Annotated in this window: 8 protein-coding genes; 5 read left to right on the forward strand and 3 right to left on the reverse strand. The window is 64.9% G+C overall.

Annotated features, from left to right (window positions below; genetic code table 11):
* Positions 1-245: 245 nt before the first annotated feature.
* From pgm to OU997_RS14290, 3 genes are all read left to right on the forward strand, one after another.
* Positions 246-1,898 (forward strand): phosphoglucomutase (alpha-D-glucose-1,6-bisphosphate-dependent), encoded by a 1,653-nt coding sequence (pgm, locus tag OU997_RS14280; RefSeq protein ID WP_267807193.1) that lies wholly within the window; start codon positions 246-248, stop codon positions 1,896-1,898.
* Positions 1,899-2,023: 125 nt separating this feature from the next.
* Positions 2,024-2,182 (forward strand): DUF3309 family protein, encoded by a 159-nt coding sequence (locus tag OU997_RS14285; RefSeq protein ID WP_108489730.1) that lies wholly within the window; start codon positions 2,024-2,026, stop codon positions 2,180-2,182.
* A gap of 108 nt (positions 2,183-2,290) precedes the next feature.
* Positions 2,291-2,656, forward strand: coding sequence for a winged helix-turn-helix domain-containing protein (locus tag OU997_RS14290; protein ID WP_267807195.1), 366 nt, complete (start codon positions 2,291-2,293; stop codon positions 2,654-2,656).
* Here the strand turns inward: OU997_RS14290 and OU997_RS14295 are convergent.
* The 3 genes from OU997_RS14295 to dksA all read right to left on the reverse strand — a co-directional run bounded on the left by OU997_RS14295 (position 2,651) and on the right by dksA (position 13,050).
* On the reverse strand, positions 2,651-11,155 hold the full coding sequence (locus OU997_RS14295; RefSeq protein WP_267807197.1) for a GH36-type glycosyl hydrolase domain-containing protein: 8,505 nt from the start codon (positions 11,153-11,155) through the stop codon (positions 2,651-2,653). The two genes, OU997_RS14290 and OU997_RS14295, sit on opposite strands and share 6 nt — an antisense overlap.
* A 341-nt stretch (positions 11,156-11,496) precedes the next feature.
* Complete coding sequence (gene gluQRS, locus OU997_RS14300; RefSeq protein ID WP_267807199.1) at positions 11,497-12,384, reverse strand: tRNA glutamyl-Q(34) synthetase GluQRS; 888 nt, start codon at positions 12,382-12,384, stop codon at positions 11,497-11,499.
* Between the two features lie 222 nt (positions 12,385-12,606).
* Positions 12,607-13,050, reverse strand: coding sequence for an RNA polymerase-binding protein DksA (gene dksA / locus OU997_RS14305; RefSeq protein WP_090251641.1), 444 nt, complete (start codon positions 13,048-13,050; stop codon positions 12,607-12,609).
* Between the two features lie 196 nt (positions 13,051-13,246).
* Here dksA and OU997_RS14310 point away from each other — a divergent pair, with 196 nt between their 5' ends.
* Entirely contained in the window at positions 13,247-14,428 is a 1,182-nt protein-coding gene (locus OU997_RS14310; RefSeq protein ID WP_108489726.1) for a pyridoxal phosphate-dependent aminotransferase, read from the forward strand.
* The gene (sfsA, locus tag OU997_RS14315; RefSeq protein WP_267807203.1) at positions 14,418-15,125 is read left to right on the forward strand and encodes a DNA/RNA nuclease SfsA; all 708 of its coding nucleotides are present in this window, start codon (positions 14,418-14,420) and stop codon (positions 15,123-15,125) included. Before OU997_RS14310 ends, sfsA begins: the two co-directional genes overlap by 11 nt.
* Positions 15,126-15,140 lie beyond the last annotated feature (15 nt).

Raw genomic sequence — 15,140 nt, forward strand, 5'->3', positions numbered from 1 at the left:
TCCACTCTGCGGACATCGGCCTTGTGTCAGCAACTGGCCCGACTGCATCAGTAACCTGACAGGGTGAGTGCTGTGCGATCGATCGCCACTGGGTATTGATCGCGCAACGCTAGATTCGGTGATCGTAGGGGTATTGTCGGTGCGCTATCGCACCCAGATCGGCGGCCGCGAAAGGCTGTCGGGTTTCCCGGGCAGGGCTGCTAAACTGGCGACCTTTCGCTGTCCTGTCATTATCTGGAGCCCCCGTGAGCCCGCGTATTCACCCTTTGGCCGGTCAGCCGGCACCTGCGTCCCTGTTGACCGACATCACTGCGCTGCTGGCGGCCTATTACGACCTGCAGCCGGACCTGAGCGTGGCCAGCCAGCGCGTGGCATTCGGCACCTCCGGGCATCGCGGCAGCTCCCTGGCGTACAGCTTCAATCAGGCCCATGTGCTGGCGATCAGCCAGGCGATCTGCGATTACCGGGTGGCCCAGGGCATCAGTGGCCCGCTGTTTATCGGTGCCGATACCCACGCGCTGTCGCAACCGGCGCTGGACAGCGCGATTGAAGTGCTGGCGGCCAATGGTGTGCAGACCATGATCTCCGCCGGCGGCGAGTTCACCCCGACGCCGGCGATCAGCCAGGCCATCCTGGTGCACAACCAGGGCCGCAGTTCGGGCCTGGCCGATGGCATCGTCATCACCCCCTCGCATAACCCGCCGGACAGCGGCGGCTTCAAGTACAACCCCACCAACGGCGGCCCGGCCGACAGCGATATCACCACCTGGGTGCAGAACCGCGCCAATGCGTTGCTTGAAGGCGGCCTGCGCGAGGTCAAACGCATGCCCCTGGCGCAGGCGCGACAGGCGGCCAATGTGCAGGAATACGATTACCTCGGCAGCTATGTAAGTGACCTGGGCAATGTCATCGACTTCGCGCCGATCCGCGCGGCGGGCCTGCGCCTGGGTGTCGACCCGTTGGGCGGTGCCGGCGTGCATTACTGGGGCCGCATCGCCGAGCAGTACGGCCTCAATCTGGACGTGGTGAGCGAGATTATCGACCCGCAGTTCGCCTTTATGAGCCTGGACTGGGACGGACAGATCCGCATGGACCCATCCTCCAGCCATGCCATGCAGCGCCTGATCGGCCTGAAAAATGGCTACGACATCGCCTTTGCCTGCGACACCGACTATGACCGTCACGGCATCGTTGCGCCAAGCGTCGGCCTGCTGCCGGCCAACCACTTCCTCAGTGTGGCCATCGATTTCCTGTTTCAGCATCGTCCGCAGTGGAGCGCCACAGCAGCGGTGGGCAAGACCCTGGTCAGCAGCGCGATGATTGACCGCGTCAGCACACGCCTGGGCCGACCGCTGCAGGAAGTGCCGGTGGGCTTCAAATGGTTTGCCGGCGGTCTGTTCGACGGCTCGCTGGGCTTTGGCGGCGAGGAGAGCGCCGGGGCGACCTTCCTGCGCCGTGATGGTCGGGTCTGGACCACCGACAAGGACGGCATCGCGTTGGCCCTGCTGGCCGCCGAGATGACCGCTGTGACTGGGCGTGACCCTGGCGAGCTGTACCAGGGCCTGAGCGCTGAGTTCGGCGCGATCTATGCCGACCGCGTTGATGCGCCGGCTACACCGGCGCAGAAAAAAGCGCTGGGCAAACTCTCGCCGGCGCAGATCAGCAGCCGTGAACTGGCGGGCGATGCCATTACCCAGGTGCTCGACAAGGCGCCGGGCAATGGCGCGGCGATTGGTGGCATCAAGGTGATCAGCGAGGGCGGCTGGTTCGCCGCGCGGCCATCCGGTACCGAAGACATCTACAAAATCTACGCCGAGAGCTTCCGCGATGCGGCGCACCTGCAGCGCATCTTCAGCGAGGCGCAGCAGATCGTGGATGGGGCACTGGTTGCCGAATAGCAGGGCCGCCGTCGGTGCGATAGCGCACCGACACCTGCCGCTGTGGCGTACAGGATGAAGCAGCGCTTGGGTGCCATGCCGGCACCTGTTGTTCCGGCGTGCTGCAACTCATCAAGGAGAACGCCATGAGCCTGGGTAGCATTGTATTGATCGTGCTGGTGCTGTTATTGATCGGTGCCATACCGGCCTGGCCACACAGCAGAAGCTGGGGTTACGGGCCTACCGGCGGTTTGGGCGTAGTGGTGGTGGTGCTGTTGGTGCTGCTGTTAATGGGCCGAATTTAACCGCTATCTGACCTGTTCCACGGCCGCTGCGCAGCCAGTGGTTTGCCGCTTTCGCCTGAGTGATTCAGGCGTTAGTCTGCGCAACGTATCCTCCGCTGTGGTCGCCGCATGTACCGTCTTGATCTGAAAATCCGTCTGCACAACGGCGCTGATATTGCCATCGGCCCCGGCAAGGCCGAGCTGTTGGCAGCCATCGCCCAGCACGGTTCGATCAGCGCCGCCGCGCGCGCCATGGGCATGTCCTATCGGCGTGCCTGGTTGTTGGTGGAAACCATGAACCGCAGTTTCAAGCAGCCGTTGGTCAGCACCCTGGCCGGCGGCAAGCAGGGCGGTGGCACCCAGCTCACCGCCACCGGCGAGCTGATTCTGCAGCGCTACCGCGCCCTCTGCGCCGCCGCCCTGGCAGCGGTGCAGAGTGGTTGCGACGAGCTGGCCGAACTGCTGGCCGAGTCACCCGCCAACAGCGACCTATAACTCAATCCGCAAGCGATGGACCGCGCCATCCAGGGCGACTTTTAATGGCCCTGGCGGGCAAGTGATGGGCTGGTCGTCCAGCCAGGCTTGGCGAATGCCCTGGCTGCGTTGCGCCGGGTTGCTCAGCTCAATCTGGTAGTGGCTGCCAGCCAGGGCGATACCTGCGCTAAAGCCCGGCCAGTCGGGAGGGATGCAGGGGTTGAGCAACAGCCAGTCACCCTCGCGGCGAATGCCGAGAATTCCTTCGACACCAGCGCGGTGCATCCAGCCGGCCGCGCCGGTGTACCAGGTCCAACCGCCGCGCCCATTGTGCGGTACCACCGCGTAAACATCGGCGGCCAGCACATAAGGCTCGACCTTGTAGCGTTGGCAGGCTTCAGGGCTGTTGCCGTGGTTGATCGGGTTGACCAGATCAAACAGGTCGAACGCCTGCTTGGCCGAGCCGAGCTGGCAGTACGCCAGAATCGCCCACATCGCCGCATGGCTGTATTGCCCGCCGTTCTCCCGCAAGCCCGGCGGATAACCCTTGATATAGCCGGGCTCCAGCGGGGTTTTGTCGAACGGCGGGGTGAACAGCAGGGCGATGCCGTCGTCCTCGCGGATCAGCTGGCGCTGCATGGCAGCCATGGCCATGTTTGCCCGCCGCGGATCGGCACTGGCGGACAGCACCGCCCAGGACTGGGCAATCGAGTCGATCCGGCATTCGCTGCTTTGCACCGAGCCGAGCCAGGTGCCGTCATCGAAGGTCGCGCGGCGGTACCACTGGCCATCCCAGGCGTGTGCTTCCAGCGCCGCGCGCAGTTGTGCAGCATGCGTTCGCCAGTGTGCGGCGCGGGCGCTGTCATGGGTTTCAGCGTAGGGCGCAAACAGCGCGATGGTGCGCAGCAGCAACCAGCCGAGCCACACACTTTCGCCCTTGCCGTGCTCGCCGACGCGGTTCATGCCGTCGTTCCAGTCGCCGCCGCCAATCAGTGGCAGACCCAGTTCGCCGGTCAGTTGCAGGCACTGGTCGAGGCCGCGGGCGCAGTGCTCGAACAGCGAATCCGGCGCATCGGCCTGCATCGGCTGGAAGAACGCGTCATGTTCGCCAGCGGTCAGCAGCGGGCCTTCGAGAAAGTCCAATTGCTCATCGAGAATTGCTGCATCGCCGCTGCACTGGATGTACTGCGCAGTGGCGTAGGCCAGCCACACCCGGTCATCGGAGATGCGCGTGCGCACGCCCTGGCCGGAATGTGGCAGCCACCAGTGCTGTACATCACCCTCGACAAACTGACGGCTGGCTGCACGCAGGATATGCCCGCGGGTGATCGATGGGCTGGCAAAGGTCAGCGCCATGCCGTCCTGCAGCTGGTCGCGAAAGCCGTAGGCACCGCTGGCCTGGTAGAACGCCGAGCGCGCCCAGACGCGGCAGGCCAGGGTCTGATAGAGCAGCCAGCCGTTGAGCATGATGTCCATGGCGCGGCTTGGCGTCTGCACCTGCACCGCGCCGAGCACGCGCTGCCAGTGCGCCTGCACCTTGAGTAGCACGGCGTCCAGATCGGCCTCGCGGTACTGCGTAACCAAGCTGCTGGCCTGCTGTTCGCTGGCGCATTGGCCGAGGAACCAGAGCACTTCCACGCTTTCCCCTGGCTGCAGTTCCAGCTGACATTGCAGCGCCGTGCAGGGATCGAGCCCCGCACCCAGGCTGCCGCTCAGCGTTGCCAGGCGGGCCAGGGCGGCGGGTTGCGTGAGGCTGCCGTTACGCCCGATAAACTCGCTGCGATCCGCCGTCCAGCTGCTTTGCCGGCCGCCCAGGTCGCTGAATGCGCTGCGCCCGGTAAAGGCGATGCTCCACGGGTTGCGGACCAGAACGGCGCCGGTGGCGCTGTCCTGCTGACTGACGATAAACGGCGCGCTGGCGGCCCGCGTGCTGCCCAGCACCCATTCGGCATAGGCAGTCACGCTGAGGCGGCGTGGGCGGCCGGAGAGGTTACGCAGGGTCAGGCGGGAGATTTTGATCGGGTCGTCCAGCGGCACGAACTGCAGCAGCTCCATGGCAATGCCGCTGGCCTGATGGCTGAAGCGGCTGTAACCAAAGCCATGCCGCGCTTCATAGTGGCCGCTGTCGCGCAGCGGTTGGGCGGTGGGGCTGAACAGCGCCAGGCTGTCTTCGTCACGGATATACAGGGCTTCGCCTGGCGGGTCGCTGACGGGGTCGTTGGACCAGGGCGTGAGCTGGTTTTCCCGGCTGTTGTCGGCCCAGGTGTAGCCGCTGCCTTCGGCCGAGACCTGAAAGCCGAACTGCGGATTGGCGATCACGTTGATCCACGGTGCCGGGGTGTTGCTCCAGGCGTCCAGGCGCACCACGTACTCGCGGCCATCCAGATCGAAGCCGCCCAGGCCATTGGCACATTCCAGCGGGCTTGGCGGCGCTGCGTGGAATACCGGCAGGGGTTGCGCGCTGTGGTTGCTGGCGCTTGCCGGCACGGGGCTGGGGCAGGCCGGGATACGTGCCAGTTGTTCGGCAATGGGTCCGCGATGCGCCACCAGCAGCACCCTGGCGACGGCCTGCAGACGTTCGCGGTATTCACCGCTGAGCAGGTCAGCGCGCAGCACGAATACCGCGCCCTGCGCCAGTTCGGCGGTAAAGCGGGGGCGTGATTGGCTGCTGCGCACGGCAGTTTCAATGGCCACCTGCAGGTCCTGCAGGTAGGAGGAGGCATGCTCGTTGACGATCACCAGGTCCACGGCCAAGCGCTTCATCCGCCAGTATTCGTGGGCGCGCAGCAGTTGCCGCACCTGGGCAATGTCTTCGGCGTCACTGATGCGCAGCAGAACGATCGGCAGGTCGCCGGAAATCCCTTGGGACCACAGCCCTGACTGGCTACCGAGGCCGCGCAGCAGACTGGCTTGCGGTGCGCGAAAACGCGAGTCGGCATACAGGATCGGTGCCGCCAGGCGCTGAAAGTCGGCGGCTTCGGCGGCGAGCATGTCGAGGTGGCGCAATTGCACCTGGGCCTGGGTCCAGGCCAGGGTTTTTGCGCGCTCGAAGGCGCTGCGGTCGTGGTGCTTGTCGATCAGGTCGAGCAGTGCCTCACGGGTAGGCGCCACCACCGTCCAGAACGCCACACGGGCAATCTTGCCGGGTTCGATCAGCAGACGCTGGCGCAGCGAGAAGATCGGGTCCAGCACCGTGCCGACGGTATTCGATAGGCGCTGGCCCTGGCGGATTACCGCGGCTGCATGCAGCGCACAACTGCGTCCGAGAAACTGCGCGCGGTCGGACTCGTACTGCGGCTCGGCACTCACGTCACCTTCAATCACGGCAAAGTGCGCGGCCCACAGCGACGGTTCGCTGGCACTGCGCGGACGGCGTGTAGCAATCAACGCAGCGAAGGCGGGCAGGTACTCGGTGACCACAAACAGCTTGGAGAACGCCGGGTGGGCGTTGTCGCTGGCGGCGCTGGCCAGCACCAGTTCGGCGTAGGAGGTCAGTTCGATCTCCCGCGCCACGCGGCCGCTGTTGGTCAGCGAGACGCGGCGCACTTCACCATCGTCTTCGCCGGAGACCAGCACTTCCAGGTTGGTGCTGAGGTTGCCGTCGTGGCGGCTGTAGCTGGCGTAGTCCTCGGCGAACACCACTTCGTCATAGGGGTTGCCGCTGCTCGGCTGTGCGCCCAGTGACCAGTGCGTGCCGTTGCGAGTGTCCCAGAGAAAGATGAATGAACCGTGCGGGTCGCGGGTGCTGTCTTCTTGCCAGCGGGTGATGGCGATGTCGCGCCAGCGGCTGTAACCCGCGCCGCTGGCGGTGAGCATCACGCTGTAACGGCCGTTGCTGAGCAGGTGGGTAACCGGCGGATTGCCGTTGAAGTGGTTCAATCGGCGTTCGTTGTGCAGCGTGCAGTCGGCTTCTGCGGCGCAGGCGCTGACCTCTTCGGCACGCGGATGGGCGACTGCGACATTGCGTGGCATACGCTCCTGCAACAGCAGTTCGCAGGCCTGGATCATGGGTTCGCGGTGGAAGCGTGCACGCATCTGGCCGTCATGCAGGGTGTTGGCAATGGCGACGATGCTCATGCCCTGATGGTGGGCCATAAAATTGCGGACGATGGCAAAGGGCTGCTCATCCGGCAGGCGCGTGTGGGTGAAGTCCAGTGCTTCATAGAAACCATAGCGGCCCAATGCGCCCATCTCACTCAGGCGGCGGTAGTTGGCCAGTGCGCCTTGCGGGTCGACCATGGTCGCCAGACCGGTGGCGTAGGGGGCAATCACCCGGTTGGCGGACAAGCCGCGCTTGAGGCCCAGGCCCGGTACGCCGAAGTTGGAATACTGGTAGGTCTGCTCCATGTCGCGGGCGTTGTAGGCCGACTCGGAAATCCCCCAGGGGATGCCCAGATCATTGCCATAGGCGGCCTGGCGCGCGACCACCAGGCGGTTGGTCTGCTCCAGCAGGCTGCCGGCTGGGGCGCGCATGACCAGCGAGGGCATCAGGTATTCGAACATCGAGCCGGACCAGGAAATCAGCGCCGAGCCGCTGCCCAGTGGCGTGGCGGTGCGGCCCAGGCGGAACCAGTGGCGGGTGCTGACATCGCCCTTGGCGATGGCGAACAGGCTGGCCAGGCGCGCTTCCGAGGCGAGTAGGTCGTAGCAGCTGCTGTCCAGGCTGTTGTCAGCCAGACAAAAACCAATCGACAGCAGCTTGCGTTCCGGCTCCAGGAGGAAGGCGAAATCCATGCCCAGGGCCATGTTGCGTGCCTGCTCGGCGACGCTGCGCAGCGCGTCGTGCAAGGTTGTGCGTTGGCTCTCTGTCAGCTCCGCATCCTGCTGCAGATCGTTCAGGGCCTGGGCCAGTGCCTGCAGCCAGAACAGCAGGTCGCCGGCCTGGTTGTCCGTGTCGAGTGGGGCGATGCCGCCGGCCAGTTGTGTGGCCTTGTCACTCAGGCGCAGCAAGGTTGGCAGCAGGCTAAACAGCGGCTGCGCGCCATTCAGGCCTGCGTCGATCTGTTGCAGTAATTGGTGCAGTTGTTGGCTGCGTTCGCTGCCGGCAGCCGGCATTACCGCCAGCGCGGCGCGGGCCAGTTGCAGGTTGTCGTCGATGCCCTGACGGGCGTCCGCACTCACGGGGGCGTTCAGCCATTCCTCGCAGGCATTGGCCACCACCAGCAGATGGCCGGCCAGATTGCCGCTGTCCACTGATGACACATAGGCCGGCGCCAGCGGGCGTAAATCCTCGGTGTCGTACCAGTTGAAGAAGTGCCCGCGATGGCGCTGCAACTGCGCCATGACTGCCAGTGTGGCCTGCAGGCGGGCGAGGGTGCCCTGGGTGCCGGCCCAGCCGAAATCGCGGGCGGCAATGGCGCAGAGCAGGTACAGGCCCATGTTGGTGGGTGAGGTGCGGTGGGCGATAACCGGCTTGGGATCTTCCTGAAAGTTATCCGGTGGCAGCTGGTTGTCGGCTGGGGTGACGAAGGTTTCGAAGAAGCGCCAGGTGCGCCGGGCGATCAGGCGTAGCTCGTTGCGTTGCGTCGGGTCGATCAGCAAGCGTTTGGCCACGCGTGGCGAACGGCTGACCAGCAGGGCAATGGCCGGTGCGCTAAGCCAGAGCAAGGCGAAGGGCAGTACCAGCGGCCAGCTGGTCGGTGACCAGAACAGGGCTAGAGCGCACAGCAGCAGGCCGAGCGTGGTGCCGCCGGCCATGCCGCGGTAGAAACCCAGCAGTTTCAAGCGTGGGCTGATCGCCGCCTGCGCGGCGGTGGTCCATTCCAGCAGGTTGCGCCGGGTGATCAGCAGGCGGGTCAGGGTACGGCTGATCGCATCGAGCATGCGCCAGCTCTGGTCTGCGAGGAATGTCAGGTTCAGCGCGCTTTGCAGCAGGGCCAGCAGCAGGTCATCACGCAGCTTGCCGAGGTGGCTGCGCCAGCGAATACCGGCACGTGCCGGCAGCAGGCCGAAGCACAGTGGCAGCAAGGTTGGAATCAGCAGGCTGGCCAGCAGCAACACGCTGGCGCAGAGCGCTGCCGGCAACGGCAGCAGCCAGCTCAGGCCCAGCGCCGCCAGGGTGGCCGGGGCCAGCAGGGAGCGGCGTAGGTTGTCGAGCATCTTCCAGCGGCCGATGTTCGGCAGCGCCTGTTTGCCGCGTAGCGGCCCGAAAATCCACGGCAGCAGCTGCCAGTCGCCCCGCGTCCAGCGGTGCTGACGCTTGCCGGCGACGTCGTAGCGTGAGGGGAATTCCTCAACCACTTCCACATCCGAAGCCAGGCCTGCGCGGGCGAAAACCCCTTCGAACAGATCGTGGCTGAGCAGGCTGTTTTCCCTGACTCGGCCGGCCAGCGCGGCCTCGAAGGCGTCGATGTCGTAGATGCCCTTGCCGGTAAAGGAGCCTTCGCCGAACAGGTCCTGGTACACATCGGACACAGCCGCCGCGTAAGGGTCCATGCCGCCGGGGCTGGAGAAGACCTTCTGGTACAGCGAGCCCTCGCGCTGCAACGGCAGTGACGGGGTCACTCGTGGCTGCAGAATCGCGTAGCCGCCGACCACCCGTTGCAGCGCGCTGTTGAATCGCGGGTGGTTCAGCGGATGGGCCATTTTGCCGACCAGGCGCAGCGCGGCATCGCGCGGCAGGCGGGTGTCGGCGTCCAGGGTGATGACGTAGCGCACCGCGTCCGGCACGCGCTGGATAAGCCCTGGCACCGGGGTAAAGCTGGTGTCATCGGCACCGCGCAGCAAGCGATTGAGTTCATGCAGCTTGCCGCGTTTGCGCTCCCAGCCCATCCAGACGTTTTCACTAGGGTTGAACTGTCGCCGGCGGTGCAACAGGAGAAAGCGGCTGCCGGCGATACCTGGCCCGTAACGCTGGTTGAGCTGGTCGATGGCGGCGCTGGCCAGCTGCAGTAATGCGGCATCGCTGGCCAGGTCTTCCTGCTGAGCATCCAAGCCATCGGTGAGCAGGGCGAAGGTCAGATCGCCGCCATGCCCGGCCAGGTGATGCACTTCCAGACGCTCGATCTGCTCCAGCAGATCAGCCTCGCTGCCAAGCAGGGTCGGCACGGCAATCAGCGTGCGCAGACTGCTGGGCACCCCTTCGCTGAGCTCCAGGCCCGGCAGGCCCATGGCGCCGAAGCTGTTACTGACGGCGCGGTTGACCAGCGCGGTGGCCACTTCGCTGGCCGGCAGAAAGCCCAGCACCCCCAGCGCCAGCAGCCAGCCGGCCGTCACGCCCTGGCCGGCCAGGCTGAACAGCGCCAGGCCCAGCAGCAGACTGGCCAGGCCAATGATGGCGCCGACATAGCCGGGCATGCCGAGGCGCATATGGCCACGGCTGATGCGCAGACGCAGCGGCGGGCGAAAATTGATGCGCTGCTCCAGCGCCAGCCGGCCTTCGGCGATCAGGTGGTAGCCGGGGTCGCGGGTGCGTGGGTCGGCATGCTCGGTTGTGCCGGCCAGTTGGCTGGCCTGCAGGGCCTGTTCGGCAACCTCCAGTTCGCTGCAGGTGCTGCCACGGGCGAGTTGCTCGATGGCGCTGCGGTACTGGTTGCGGGTAGCAAAATCCATCGCGGCAAAGTCGCTGCGGGCGCCCAGGCGGGCATCCACCAGGCTGACGTTTTCGAACAGCTGTGCCCAGTCGATGGAGGAAATCAGGCGCATGCTGTTGATGATGTTGCGCACCGTGAGGTTGGACGCGCCCTGGCGCTGCTGCGCGTGCTGCACCACTTCATCGCTGCTGCTGCCCTGCGCGCCGAGGCGCTCTTCCAGCCAGCCCAGCGCCGGCGTGGTGAGCGGGTCATGGTCACGCAAGCGCTTGGCCAGTTGTGCGGCAAATGGCTCGCTCAACGCGCTGCGGGCGCGCTCGTGCAACTCCCTGTCGAGCGCCGTGTAGGGGGCGTTTTTACCCAGCAGGCGGCTGGCCAGGGCATCGGCATCTGCCCGGGCGCTGCGCCCGGCGGTCATCTGGTCGGCCAGGCGGCGCAGGTTTTCGATCAGCACGATGCGCAGGGTGATGGCCACGGCCCACAGTTCGCCGATGGTCAACGGTTGCACTTGCTGATAGGCGACGATAAAGCGCTGCAGGATGTCCGGGTCGACGTGGCTGTCGGTGTGGGCAATAAATGCCCAGGCCAGGCCCAGCACCCGTGGATACCCGGCAAAAGGACCGCTGGCGAGTTTCGGCAGCTGGCGGTAATAGCCTGGCGGCAGGTCATCGCGAATCTCGCGAATCTGCTCCTCGACCAGGTGATAGTTGTCCAGCAGCCACTCGGCCGCCGGCACCACGCCACGGCCGTTGGCCAGTTCCGCAGCACTGGCGCGGTAGGCCGCAAGCAATACCTTGGCGTTGTCGTTCAGCCGGCGATGCAAGGACAGCACGGCGGGCGGCTTACTGCTGATCGGTTGGGCAGCGGCCAGGGTGTAGGCATGTTGTTCGAGGCGTTCGATGCCGAACAGTTCTTCGCGTACCGGCGCGTGATCAAGCCATGGCGAGGGTGCAGCGGCATGGCCGAATAGAGCAGTAAAGACGGAGGTCATAGGGCGCGGTTCCAGCCATCATCGGCATGCGCGATGGGCGTCGAGGTGCGAGGCCCATCTGAGAAACCGCGACAGCGGACCTACGAAGTCACGATTGCCGTGCCCCTGTTGCTTCGCCGTGCTGATTTTGCATATTGGCCGCAGACGCTGGCGTGTCCGGTCAACACCCAAGACCCGGGTACCGCGATGGCGAGGTAAACCTGCCCCATCGGGAAGAATGCTGTCGCAGCATTGTCGTCACCCTACAGCACCGCTGCTGCCAGGGTCTGTTCGCTAGCGGACATAGCGGGCAATGGAGCGTTGTGCGGGGGTGACTCTGCGAGTGCCGGTTTCGCGAAAATCTAGCGCAGCTGCGCTTCAGCCAGGGTCAGGCTGCGCGGTATACGTGAGGCATCCCAATGCATGCTGGCCCAGCGCAGCAGTTCGGCCGGCTGGCCGTCGTGGGCGGCGTCCGGCAACGGCTGGCCCAGCGCACGCAGGGCACGGATCAGCAGTGGCGTGGCCTGATCGGCCGGCAGCGGCGGCGAGCGGTAGGATTTGCCCAGTTTGTGGCCATCCGGTTGGATGATCAGCGGCACATGCAGGTAGCGTGGCTGCGCCAGGCCGAGCAGCTCTTGCAGGTACAGCTGGCGTGGGGTGGAGTCGAGCAGGTCGGCGCCGCGCACCACATCGGTCACACCCTGCCAGGCATCGTCGAGCACCACCGCCAGCTGGTAGGCATACAGGCCATCGCGGCGGCGAATCACGAAGTCGCCGACCTCGCGGCCCAGGTGCTGGCGGTAATCACCCTGTACGCGGTCGACAAAGTGGTAGTTCAGCTCCGGCACGCGCAGACGAATCGCCGCATCGACAAAGCCGTGGCCGGCATTACGGCAGGTGCCGGGGTAGATGCCCTGAGTACCTTCCAGTTGTTTGCGTGAGCAGGTGCAGGCGTAGGCCAGGCCCTGGCTGAGCAGGCGATCGACCAGTGCGGCGTATTCGGCGTGGCGCTCACTCTGGCGTACCAGTTCGCCGTCCCACTCGAAGCCGTAGCTTTCCAGGGTGCTGAGAATGGCGGCCTGAGCGCCGACGACTTCGCGTGGCGGGTCGAGGTCTTCCATGCGCAGCAGCCAGCGGCCATTGACCGCGCGCGCGTCAAGGTAGGACGCAAGAGCTGCGACCAGTGAGCCGAAGTGCAGGTAGCCGCTTGGGGTGGGGGCGAAGCGGCCGATATAAGCAGCTGTGTTCATACGTGCGGGTCAACAGGCTTTGAAAACGACCTGCGTGGTCGATACTGCGTTAGAAATGATCTGGGACGCGGCGTCTCGAAATGCTCATTTACGTCAGTAAACTCCGCTTTCTCGGTCATTTCTGCCTTGTCTCGCCTGCCTCGCCTACGTTTCAAAACCTGTTGCGCATACATATGCAGAGACAGAAACAACAGAGGGTGCCGAAGCACCCTCTGGGTCAGATCAGGAACCGATCTGCTTTTCCTTGATTTCCGCCAGCGTCTTGCAATCGATGCACAGGGTGGCGGTAGGGCGGGCTTCCAGACGGCGGATGCCGATTTCTACGCCGCAAGAATCGCACCAGCCGTAGTCGTTGTCTTCGATCAGCTGCAGGGTTTCGTCGATCTTCTTGATCAGCTTGCGCTCGCGATCACGGGCACGCAGTTCCAGGCTGAATTCTTCTTCCTGGCTGGCACGGTCCGCTGGATCGGGGAAGTTGGCTGCTTCGTCCTGCATGTGGTGCACAGTACGATCAACTTCCTGCATCAGCTCCAGCTTCCACTTGTTAAGGATGCCGGTGAAGTGGGCGCGCATCGGCTCACCCATGTATTCCTCGCCCTTTGTTTCTTTATAGGGCTCGAAACCGCGAGTCAGTTGGCTGCTTTTTGCTTTTGCTTTGGTGGGCATGGATGACCGCCTCTCACTCTCTCTAATCCACTGCGCAGGACGGTGTCCCTTGCCGATTCCACGTCGCGTAGAACCGGCCCTGCGGCTGCAAGCGGGCGAACTTACCAGAACAACTCAGCCTGCGCCACTCCCGGTTGTCGAAGCTGCGCCGGGTATGCTTTAGAATCCGCGCCTTATCTCCCAGGCAGGCAGTCCCATGGTCCCGTCCTACAGTGCGCGCAGCCGCGCCATAGAACCTTTTCACGTGATGGCGCTGCTGGCCCGTGCCAATCAGCTGCAGGCCGACGGCCATGATGTGATCCATCTGGAAATCGGTGAGCCGGACTTCACCACCGCCGCGCCGATTGTCGCCGCCGGGCAGGCGGCGCTGGCCGATGGGCACACCCGTTACACCGCCGCGCGCGGCCTGCCGGCCCTACGCGAGGCGATTTCCAGTTTCTATGGCCAACGTTACGGTCTGGATATCGACCCGCAGCGCATTCTAATCACCCCCGGCGGCTCGGGTGCCTTGCTGCTGGCCACCAGCCTGCTGGTCGACCCCGGCAAGCACTGGCTGCTGGCTGACCCCGGTTACCCCTGCAACCGGCATTTTCTGCGCCTGGTCGAAGGTGCGGCGCAGCTGGTGCCGGTTGGCCCGGAGGTGCGTTATCAGCTGACGCCTGAGCTGATCGAGCGTCATTGGGATCAGCACAGCGTCGGCGCACTGGTGGCTTCCCCGGCCAATCCGACCGGCACTTTGCTCAGCCGCGACGAGCTGGGCGGGTTGTCTCAGGCGTTGAAGGCGCGTGGCGGGCATCTGGTGGTGGATGAGATCTACCACGGCCTGACCTACGGTGTAGACGCCGCCAGCGTGCTGGAAGTGGACGACGAAGCCTTTGTGCTCAACAGTTTTTCCAAGTATTTCGGCATGACTGGCTGGCGCCTTGGCTGGCTGGTGGCACCACCGGCCGCCGTGCCGGAACTGGAGAAATTGGCGCAGAACCTCTATATCAGCGCGCCGAGCATGGCCCAGCACGCCGCGTTGGCCTGCTTTCAGCCGCAGACCCTGGAGATCCTCGAACAGCGCCGTCACGCATTTCAGCGCCGCCGCGATTTCCTCCTGCCGGCGCTGCGTGAGCTGGGCTTCAAGATCGCTGTGGAGCCGGAGGGCGCCTTCTATTTATATGCCGACATCAGCGCCTTCGGCGGTGATGCCTTTGCCTTCTGCCAGCACTTTCTGGAAACCGAGCATGTGGCCTTTACCCCCGGCCTGGATTTTGGCCGCTACCAGGCGACGCAGCATGTGCGTTTTGCCTACACCCAGGACCTGCCGCGTCTGCAGCAGGCGGTGGATCGCATCAAACGTGGCTTGAACAGCTGGAAGCCCCATGCTGTTTGAGCCACCACTGGAAGAAGGGCGCCTGCTGCGTCGCTACAAGCGCTTTCTCGCCGATATCGAGACCGTCAGCGGCGAGCGGCTGACCATCCACTGCGCCAATACGGGCTCGATGCTCAACTGCATGAGCGAGGGCGCGCGCATCTGGTTCAGTCGCAGTCACGACCCCAAGCGCAAACTGCCGGGCACCTGGGAGATCGGTGAAACGCCGCACGGTCGTCTGGCGGTGATCAACACCGGGCGCGCTAATGCCCTGGTGGAAGAAGCGCTGCGTGCCGGGCTGATCGCCGAGCTGAACGGCTTTACCAGCCTCAAGCGCGAAGTGCCTTACGGTCAGGAACGCAGCCGTATCGACTTTCGCTTGGACTACCCGGCAGGTGCGGCGTTCGTCGAAGTTAAGAGCGTCACCCTGGGGTTCGCCGACAGCCGCGTCGCCGCCTTTCCTGATGCGCGCACCGAGCGTGGCAGCAAACACCTGCGTGAGCTGGCGGCACTGGCCCGTGAGGGCATTCGCGCGGTGCAGCTGTATTGCGTGAACCTGACGGACATTGATGCGGTGCGCCCGGCCGAGGAAATCGACCCGGCCTACGCCGCTGCTTTGCGTGAGGCGGTGAGCGCCGGTGTTGAAGTACTGGCTTACGGCGCGGCGATCAGCGCGCAGGGTGTGCAGCTGATCACGCGTCTGGATGTGCGGTTGTAGGATCGGGGCTTTCCG

This window comes from Pseudomonas sp. SL4(2022), from assembly GCF_026625725.1.
Classification (GTDB): domain Bacteria; phylum Pseudomonadota; class Gammaproteobacteria; order Pseudomonadales; family Pseudomonadaceae; genus Aquipseudomonas.